Below are 9,536 nucleotides of genomic sequence, written 5' to 3'. Positions count from 1 at the left end.
AAAGAGGGCAAGATCGGCCGCGTGTACTACCCGGCTCCGTACATGACGAACGAGAACCTGGAGTACTACGAGGACGCCTACGAGAGTGGCTACGAAAAGATCATCGACACCTACGCTGTGGCCACGAAGTACGTGGACCAGGGCCTGTCGCTGACTCTGTTCTTTAAGGACACCGCCACCACGCGAGACATCAACCGTGCGCAGATCTATGCATGGCGCAAGGGGATCAAGACGATCTACTACATCCGCCTCCGCCAGACGGCCCTGACCGGCACGGAGGTCGAGGGCTGCGTTAGCTGCATGCTCTAAATAGGGGAGTGGCCCCCACCGAACACGAAAAGCCGACTGGGAGGAATCCCAGTCGGCTCTTTCTTATTGGCCTTTGAGTGGCCGTTCCTAATGGCTGTTAGCGGTTACCCAGCTCGGCGTCGATGCGCAGCAGGCCGGAACCATCGTTGCCCACCAGCTTGATGCGGTCGATAATGCCGCTGACGGTGGCCTCCTCCTCGATCTGCTCCTCCAGGAAGAAGTTCAGCAGGTTGCGGGAGTCAATGTCGCCGACCTCGTCGGCGGTCTTCACCAGCTCGCGGATCAGCGCGGAGACCTTACGCTCGTGCTCGAGGGAAGCCTCGAAGGCATCCAGCGGGGTGGAGATCTTCAGGGAAGGCATCTCAACGGTCTCGATGTCCACGCGCGCATCGCGGTCCAGCAGGTGCTGCGCGAACTTCTGAGCGTGCTCGCGCTCCTCATCGGCCTGCGCCTGCATCCAGCTGCTCATACCGTCGAAGGAGAGACGGTCCAGCTCGTAAGCCAGCTGCGTGTAAACCAGCGCAGCCTGGTGCTCGGCGGTGACCTGTTCGTTCAATTGCTTTTGAAACTTCTCGTTAATTTCCATGCCGCTTAACGTACCCAGGGTTCATCTAATCGGCTAGCAAACGCAGGCTACCCTTATATTATCAATGCAGGTCAGGATGCATTGTTTGGTCGGTGAGCCTGCCTTTACTTAGGTTGCCCTGTAAACCGATCCTGACGTGCTCTTTAGTTAGTGACGCCCTCAGCTCCGGGCTGAAACCGGCTCCAGTACACGCTGAGGGCGTCACTAGCAAGACCCCCACAATGGGGGTAATGGCCGAGGGTTAGGCGCGTCGCGGAAACGGGGTACGATGGGGCGAAGTGCACAAGCTGAGGGTCAGCGAGAAAACCAGCACGTTTTGTGAAGAAGGAGACACGCAAGCGATGAGTGCGCACGCACCCCACACTCCCGTACACCGCGTCGACGGCGATGCGGTAGCCGCCATCAACTGGAATAGCATTCCGGACGAGAAGGACCTGGAGGTGTGGGATCGCCTCACCGCCAACTTCTGGCTGCCAGAGAAGGTGCCGCTGTCCAACGACGTGCCCAGCTGGTCCACGCTGAACGACATGGAGAAGCAGGCGACCATGCGCGTGTTCACAGGCCTGACCATGCTGGACACCATCCAGGGCACCGTCGGCGCGGTGAAGCTGATCGAGGATGCGGCCACCCCGCACGAGGAAGCAGTGATGACGAACATCTCCTTCATGGAGAGCGTCCACGCGAAGTCTTATTCCTCTATCTTCATGACGCTGGCCTCCACGCCGGAGATCAACGACGCATTCCGTTGGTCGGAGGAGAACGACAAGCTGCAGAACAAGGCTAATATCATCCTCGACTTCTACGAGGGTGAAGATCCGATGAAGAAGAAGATTGCCTCCGTTCTGCTGGAGAGCTTCCTTTTCTACTCCGGTTTCTACCTGCCGATGTACTGGTCCTCGCACGCGAAGCTGACCAACACCGCGGACATTATTCGTTTGATCATCCGCGATGAGTCCGTGCACGGCTACTACATCGGCTACAAGTACCAGCGCGCGCTGGAGAACGAGACCCCGGAGCGTCAGGAAGAGCTGAAGGAGCACACCTTCGACCTGCTGCTGGAGCTGTACGACAACGAGGCGCAGTACACCGAGGATCTGTACGACGAGCTCGGCTGGACTGAGGACGTGAAGCGCTTCCTGCGCTACAACGCCAACAAGGCACTGAATAACCTGGGCTACGAGGGGCTGTTCCCGGCTGACGAGACTCGCGTCTCTCCGGCGATCCTCTCCGCCTTGAACCCGGGTGGCGACGAGAACCACGACTTCTTCTCCGGTTCCGGCTCTTCCTATGTAATTGGTAAGGCTGAGAACACCGTCGACGACGACTGGGACTTCTAATTAGCACCCCCGAAAACGTGGGATCTATTAACTGCGCACCGTCCACGGCTATTGAAATGCGCGTTAACGGGATACTATGTAAGCATTCTGCGTCTGTTCGGGCCGGTTGTTGACGAGACCGACCCAGCGGGAACGGGGCAGAGGAAACATTCTTTTGGGTGACCGGCTCAAAGAATCCTGTGGGTTACTTAAGGCTCGCAAGAGGAAAAGGGCAGGTCACGCGTAGTCAGGAGGAACTAATGACCGCAGTAGCGCCTAGGGAAAGCCATGAGGTTTCCCCGGCTCGGCCTGCGCCTTTCGGTGAGGCACCGCGTGGCAGCCTCGCATGGAAGATGCTGACCACGACCGACCACAAGCTTCTGGGCATCATGTACCTAATCATGTCCTTCACCTTCTTCATGGTTGGTGGCTTGATGGCCCTGCTGATCCGTCTCGAGCTTTTCGCGCCGGGCCAGCAATTCCTGTCCAATGAGCAGTTCAACCAGCTGTTCACGATGCACGGCACGATCATGCTGCTGCTGTACGGCTCCCCGATGGTGTTCGGTTTCGCGAACTACATCCTGCCGCTGCAGATCGGCGCGCCTGACGTGGCATTCCCCCGTCTGAACGCCTTCGGCTTCTGGATGACCACCGCCGGTGGTGTCGTTATGCTGCTCGGCTTCCTGACCCCGGGTGGTGCTGCTGACTTCGGTTGGACCATGTACATGCCGCTGGCAGACGCTGTGCACTCTCCGGGTGTCGGCTCTGAGCTGTGGATCCTGGGCGTCGGCGTTGGTGGTATCGGTACCATCGCTTCCGCTGTGAACATGATCACCACCATCCTGTGCCTGCGTGCGCCGGGTATGACCATGTTCCGCATGCCGATCTTCACCTGGAACATCCTGGTTACCTCTCTGCTGGTTCTGCTGATCTTCCCGCTGCTGACCGCTGCAGCCCTGGGTGTCTTCTACGACCGCAAGCTGGGTGGCCACATCTACGACGCTGGTAACGGCGGCGCTATCCTGTGGCAGCACCTGTTCTGGTTCTTCGGCCACCCTGAGGTTTACGTCTTGGCACTGCCGTTCTTCGGCATCGTGTCCGAGGTCTTCCCGGTGTTCTCCCGCAAGCCGATGTTCGGCTACGTCGGCCTGGTGTTCGCAACCCTGTCGATTGCTGCGCTGTCCATGGCTGTGTGGGCGCACCACATGTTCGTGACCGGCGCCGTGATGCTGCCGTTCTTCTCCTTCATGACGTTCCTGATCGGCGTGCCGACCGGTATGAAGTTCTTCAACTGGCTGGGCACGATGTGGAAGGGCCGCCTGACCTTCGAGACCCCGATGATCTTCGCGGTCGGCTTCTTCGCCACCTTCCTCTTCGGTGGTCTGACCGGTGTCATGCTGGCTTCCCCGGCTCTGGACTTCCACGTTTCGGATACCTACTTCGTGGTTGCTCACTTCCACTACACCCTGTTCGGTACCGTGACCTACGCCTCCTTCGCTGGCATCTACTTCTGGTTCCCGAAGATGACCGGTCGCATGCTGGACGAGAAGCTGGGCAAGATCCACTTCTGGCTGGTTACCATCGGCTTCCACACCACCTTCCTGGTGCAGCACTGGCTGGGCAACATGGGTATGCCGCGTCGTTACGCTGACTACCTGCCGACGGATGGTTTCACCACCCTGAACCAGATCTCCACGGTTGGTGCTTGCATCCTGGCGATCTCCATGATTCCGTTCCTGTGGAACGTCTTTAAGTCCTACCGCTACGGCGAGGTCGTCACCGTCGATGACCCGTGGGGCTACGGCAACTCCCTGGAGTGGGCAACCTCTTGCCCGCCGCCGCGCCACAACTTCAACTCCATGCCTCGCATCCGCTCCGAGCGCCCGGCGTTCGAGCTGCACCACCCGCACATGGTCAAGCGCATGCGCGACGAGGCTCACGTTGGTCGCCACTTCTAAGCGCACTTTCTAGTGACGCCCTCTCACCCGGCCACTGCCCAGCGCAGTCGCTAGGTGCCTGGCGGCTGGCCAGGCTTTAAATCCACACCTCAACTACGCGGGGTGTGGATTTTCGCATTCTCGGGGTCTGGGGCGGGAGCCTGGCGGGGGGGGGAGGGCGGAGCTGGGCGGGGGCTTGGATGCCGGCCGCCAGCCTGCTGCGCCGAGGGTCGTCCCGCTGCGCCTCATGTTGGCCTGCTGCGCCGAGGGTCGTCCCGCTGCGCCGAAGGTCGTCTGGTGGGGTCCGAAATTGCCCGGAATGTCGCTAGATCGGGAATCTGTGTGCCGGGGTCGTCTGGTGGCTTGTATGCCTGTCCACCGCGCCGACCAGCTCTCCTGAAATGTCGTTAGATCGGGAATCTGTTTAATAAGAGTAGTTTGCAATAAGCAAAAGTGCAGGTCAGGGGCTTGAAGGAAATGTGGGGCCTGATTCTGCTCGCACAGAATCCCGATTCAGCGACATTTAGTCGGTTGAAAGCCGCGCAGGGCGACTGGGCACCGGAGAAGTGTGGCAGGCGGGACGGCAGCAGCAGTATGGGGGTGGGGGCGACAGGGTGGAAGCAGTGGGAAATGGTGGGCGATGACCTGTTGGCAACGCGGGGGAGCTGAAACGGGGGCTATACAGTTTCGGTTATCACTTCTCGCGGGGAAGTGGGACAATATAGCCCGTGACTACCTCTGATAACGCCAATAACCCCAACACTTCCGCCGATCAGCAGCCCGCTGCCGCCCCGCCCGCCGCTTCGCAGCACGCAGCCGGCCCGGCCAATGATCCGCACTTCGAGACTGCTCTCGAGGACACGCTGCAGGAAGGCCTCGCGCCCAGCGTGATTACCGTTACCGGACCCGACCGGCCCGGCGTATCCGCGGCCTTCTTCCGCGTACTGTCTTCCTACGGAGTGCAGCTACTCGACATTGAACAGTCCGTCTTCCGTGGGAAGCTGTCGCTGGCGGCGCTAGTGGGCGTCGGACAAGAAGACCTAGAACCGCTCGGCGAGGGACTTAAAGAAACCCTGGCCTCCTACGGCATGCGCGTCAGCGTCGAGGCCGACGACAATCTTTCCAGCACCCGTCCGCACTCCACGCACGTGATGGTGGTGCTGGGCCGCCCGCTGACGGCCACGCACATCTCCCGCATTGGCCAGACCCTGGCGGACTACGGTGCGAATATCGACACGATCACCGGCATCGCGGACTACCCGGTCACCGGCTTGGAGCTTAACCTGACCGTCGCCAACCCGGCACCCGGCGGCGGCGTGCCGCTGCGCAAGGCGCTGGCTACCCTCACCTCGGAAGTCGGCGTGGACATTGCCATCGAGCGCGCCGGCCTGGCCCGCCGGGCGAAGCGCCTAATCTGCTTCGACGTAGACTCCACCCTCATCCAGCACGAGGTCATTGAAATGCTGGCAGCCTACGCCGGCCGTGAGGAAGAGGTTGCCGCCGTCACCGAGCGCGCCATGCGCGGCGAGCTGGACTTCGCCGAATCCCTGCACGAGCGCGTGAAGGCCCTCGCCGGCCTGGATGCCGCAGTGGTGGAGAAGGTAGCCCACGACATCCAGCTGACCCCTGGTGCCCGCACCACCATCCGCACTCTGAAGCGCCTGGGCTACAAGGCTGGCGTGGTTTCCGGTGGATTCATCCAGGTCATCGAGCCACTAGCCCGCGAGCTGGACCTCGACTTCGCCCGCGCGAACACCCTGGAGATCGTCGACGGCAAGCTCACCGGCCGCGTGATCGGCCCGGTCATCGACCGTCAGGCGAAGGCAGAAAGCCTCAAGGAGTTCGCCTGGTCCAACGGCATCCAGCTGAACCAGACCGTCGCGGTCGGCGACGGCGCGAACGACATCGACATGCTCTCCACTGCTGGCCTGGGCATCGCCTTCAACGCAAAGCCAGCGCTCAAGGAGATCGCCGACGCCTCTGTGAACTACCCCTTCCTGGATCAGGTGCTGTTCATTCTTGGCATTTCTCGCCACGAAATTGAGGACGCCGACCTCCGCGACGGCACGTACCGCCGAGTGCCGATCGTCGAGAACTAACTGGCGCCCCCGCAACCGCCTGCCCGGCGCCCGCGCCGCGCTTTAAGCCGAGCGCTCGCGCTCGCGCAGCTCGCGGCGCAGGATCTTACCCGTGGAGGACTTCGGAATGCCCTGCACGAATTCCACAATGCGGATCTTCTTGTAGGACGCCACGCGCTCGGCCACGAAGTCCATCACTTGCTGCTCGTTGAGGGAAGAGCCGCGCTGGGCCACAACAAAGGCCTTCGGCAGTTCCTCGCCGTCAGAGGCACGGTGCACGCCGATCACGGCGGCGTCTGCGATCTCCGGGTGGCTCAGCAGTACCGACTCCAGCTCTGCGGGCGGAACCTGGTAGCCCTTGTACTTGATCAGCTCCTTCAGACGATCCACGATGTGGACGTTGCCCTCCGGGTCGCTGTTCGCCAGGTCGCCTGTGCGCAGCCAGCCGTCGCCAGGCAGGGCCTCGGCGGTCTGCTCTGGCTTGTTCAGGTAGCCGGCCATAATCTGCGGCCCGCGGACCCATAGCTCGCCCACCTCGGATACGCCCTCGCTGGGCAGCGGAATCTCCTCCAGAGTCTCCGGATCCACGAGCTTGCTCTCAGTGTTGGCGCAGGGCTTGCCGATGGAACCGCGGTTGATGTCCTTGGAGACATTAGCGTGCACCAGTGGCGAAGTCTCGGTCATGCCATAGCCCTGCTGCACGTGGATGCCCAGGCGCTTCTCCAGTGCCAGGGCCAGGTCCTCATCCAGCGTGGCCGCACCGCTGAACACCCCGCGCATGCGCGACAAGTCGTAGTTTTCCACCATCGGGTGCTTCGCCAGCTGCACGGCGATCGGCGGAGCGATCAGAGTGAAGTTCACCTCGAACTTTTGGTGGTGCTCCAGGAAGCTTTGCAGCTCGAAGCGCGGCACTACTACCAGTTTGGCGCGCTGCGCCAGCGCCAGGTTCACCAGCGCGGTCAGGCCATAGATGTGGAAGAACGGCAGAACCGCGTACACCGTATCGTCTCGACGCAGCAGTTCGATGTCCTGGCCTTGCTGCACGTTTGCCACCAGCTGGCGGTGCATCAGGCGCACCCCCTTCGGCAGGCCGGTGGTGCCGGAGGAGTAGGGGAGTACCGCCAGGTCCTCGTCCGGGTTGATCTCTACCTCGGGAGCAGTGCGGCGCTCTGCCATGATCTGCTGCATGCCCTTGGATGTATCCAGGTGGATGATGTCTTCTTCTGCGATTCCTGCATCCTTTGCCCCCTGGGACGAAGCGTCACCAAGCGCGGCAACAGTAAGCAGCATCTTCGCGCCAGAGTCCTCAATCTGCGCGGTGACGGTCTCCGGCGTGGAAAGCAGCGACAGCGGCGATACGACGGCGCCGATGCGCCACAGGCCGTAGGCGGCGACGATGAAGTTCAGGGAGTTGGGCAGGTGCAGCGCCACCACGTCGCCTTTTTTGATGCCCTTGCTGACCAGCCAGCCGGCGGTGGACTCGATGTAGTTCTGCAGCTGTGCGAAGGTCGTTTCGGAGCCATCGGCGATGTCGATGACAGCGACGCGGTCTTCTTCCTCCGTGGTGAGGTCGCCGAAGACGTAGTCGTAGAGACCCAGCGGGCTGAGTTCGATGTCCGGGCGGTCGCTCTTAATGGGCATTGCGTCGGGCTCCTATCCGTTCGCGGTTGTTCTTCGTCTCCACTGTAGTCGGCATGTGCTTTAGCCGACATCACTTTTTATGTTTCGTCCTGCTAACTTTCCGATGGTGCGAATCGGTATTGAACCTCGTGCCCGTCCTATTGAACTGCGTGCGAGATCGGGCGTAATCTCTTAAGGTAATTCTTTTATTACTCGCGGGAACTTTCGCCGCCTTGCACGCATTACACAATCGTCTGAAGCGGGTTTGAGTGGTTCATCTGCTTCAGTGCGTTCTTTGTTGTACTGCGGATGCTGGTGGAAGGAGGTGAACGATGAGCACAAAGAGTGATTCGATCGAAAACGGAGGACACATGGCTGGCCCATCCGCTGATACCGAGGCAGACGCACCAATTCTTCCCCCGCTGGAGGAACTGTTCGGCAACGAAGCGCAGGATCTCGACGATTTGTTCAACTCGATGTTGGACGTCGCCATGGATCCGAACACCGAGATGCCCGAGGGGGATCTGATTCCCGACCTGGATTCCTTCCCGGAGGAAGGTGCGGAAGCCCCTTCGGAAGATGAGGCCTCGCACGAGGTTGATCTTGCGGATCTCGACGATTCTGGTTCTTTGGTTGATGACGCCACCTCGGCGGATGACCTCACCAGTGATGCTTCGGGCGACGACGTGGATACCGGCGCGGCAGAGCACGAGGATCTAGACGATCTGGGTGGTTCTGACGATCTGAGCGAGCTCACTGATCCTGCAGCTGAGCTTTCAGATCCGGCCGCGGATGTCACCGGCTACGGCGAAGATGATTATGGCCACGATTACGGCGATGATCACCCGGACGATCTGACCGACCTCAGCGGAATGTAGGGGGAAGCCAGAAATGTCTAACGGATCTAACAACCCACGGAAAGAACTCACCCGCGAAGAGGAACGCGACCTGCTGGCCAAAGCCCATGAGGGCGACCAGCAGGCTTTCGCGCGTTTAGCGCGCCAGGCATGGGGCAGGATGTTCTCTGTCTGCCTGTCCATCACCGGCAACCGCGCCGACGCGGAGGATGCGCTGCAGAACGCACTGACCTCCGCGTGGAAGAACATTGAGAAGTTCGACGGGCGCGCCAGGTTCTCCACTTGGGCCTACCGCATTGCCTCCAACGCTGCGCTGCAGATCGTGCGCTCCCGCCGGGACGTTCCGGAAGAGGACGCGGGCGTGGACGAGGTTGCGCAGACCCCGGAAGTCGGCTCGCAGGTTACCTCGGCAATGGTCGTGCGACAGGCGTTGGCGCAGCTGCCGGATGACTTCCGCGAAGTCATCGTCCTGCGCGAATACACGGGCATGAGCTACCAGGACATCGCCGCCCACCAAGGGATTCCCATTCAAACGGTTAAGTCACGCATCAATCGCGCGCGTGCGAAGCTGAAGGCGGCACTGGTGGAGGCCGGCGTCACCAGCGCATAAACAGTCAGGCACTGCCCCCGCAAACAAGCACAGCAAAGAGCCCCACAACATCGAGCAGTTCAAGCTTTGCTCGGTGGGTGGGGCTCTAACTTGTGCCGATCGCTGAGGGGCTAGTCCTGTGGCATCAGGTTGTAGAACTTCAGCATCTCAATGAAGCTTTCCTTGGTGTCATCAGACTTGCCGTTGGAAAGCACGACCAGCTTCTCCTCGGGGTACCACACCG

7 protein-coding genes and 1 pseudogene are annotated in these 9,536 nt (G+C 60.9%); 6 read left to right on the top strand and 2 right to left on the bottom strand.

The window, feature by feature from the left end:
• Window positions 1–309 (top strand): annotated as a pseudogene (locus Q0331_RS05905) (ribonucleotide-diphosphate reductase subunit alpha); the annotation flags it as partial.
• A 97-nt stretch (window positions 310–406) separates the two neighbouring features.
• Here Q0331_RS05905 and Q0331_RS05900 read toward each other — a convergent pair.
• Entirely contained in the window at window positions 407–895 is a 489-nt protein-coding gene (locus Q0331_RS05900) for a ferritin (protein ID WP_298075528.1), read from the bottom strand.
• A gap of 341 nt (window positions 896–1,236) precedes the next feature.
• On the opposite strand from Q0331_RS05900, the gene nrdF reads away from it, so the two are divergent.
• From nrdF to serB, 3 genes are all read left to right on the top strand, one after another.
• Window positions 1,237–2,232: a class 1b ribonucleoside-diphosphate reductase subunit beta gene (gene nrdF, locus Q0331_RS05895; protein WP_298075527.1), complete on the top strand. Its 996-nt coding sequence runs from the start codon at window positions 1,237–1,239 to the stop codon at window positions 2,230–2,232.
• Between the two features lie 239 nt (window positions 2,233–2,471).
• Window positions 2,472–4,169, top strand: coding sequence for a cytochrome c oxidase subunit I (ctaD, locus tag Q0331_RS05890; RefSeq protein WP_296111151.1), 1,698 nt, complete (start codon window positions 2,472–2,474; stop codon window positions 4,167–4,169).
• A 707-nt stretch (window positions 4,170–4,876) separates the two neighbouring features.
• Window positions 4,877–6,247 carry a phosphoserine phosphatase SerB gene (gene serB, locus Q0331_RS05885; RefSeq protein ID WP_298075526.1) on the top strand — a complete coding sequence of 457 codons (1,371 nt, stop codon included), beginning with the start codon at window positions 4,877–4,879 and terminating at the stop codon, window positions 6,245–6,247.
• Window positions 6,248–6,289: 42 nt separating this feature from the next.
• Here serB and Q0331_RS05880 read toward each other — a convergent pair whose 3' ends face one another.
• The gene (locus Q0331_RS05880; RefSeq protein ID WP_298075525.1) at window positions 6,290–7,867 is read right to left on the bottom strand and encodes an AMP-binding protein; all 1,578 of its coding nucleotides are present in this window, start codon (window positions 7,865–7,867) and stop codon (window positions 6,290–6,292) included.
• 311 nt (window positions 7,868–8,178) lie between these two features.
• On the opposite strand from Q0331_RS05880, the gene Q0331_RS05875 reads away from it, so the two are divergent.
• Both Q0331_RS05875 and Q0331_RS05870 read left to right on the top strand, forming a co-directional pair.
• On the top strand, window positions 8,179–8,724 hold the full coding sequence (locus Q0331_RS05875) for a hypothetical protein (RefSeq protein WP_298075524.1): 546 nt from the start codon (window positions 8,179–8,181) through the stop codon (window positions 8,722–8,724).
• A 13-nt stretch (window positions 8,725–8,737) separates the two neighbouring features.
• Window positions 8,738–9,313, top strand: coding sequence for an RNA polymerase sigma factor (locus tag Q0331_RS05870; protein WP_298075523.1), 576 nt, complete (start codon window positions 8,738–8,740; stop codon window positions 9,311–9,313).
• Window positions 9,314–9,536: the final 223 nt, after the last annotated feature.

The organism is uncultured Corynebacterium sp. (assembly GCF_937999985.1).
In the GTDB taxonomy this organism is placed as follows: Bacteria; Actinomycetota; Actinomycetes; order Mycobacteriales; family Mycobacteriaceae; genus Corynebacterium.
This window is presented reverse-complemented; position numbering and strand designations above follow the sequence as displayed.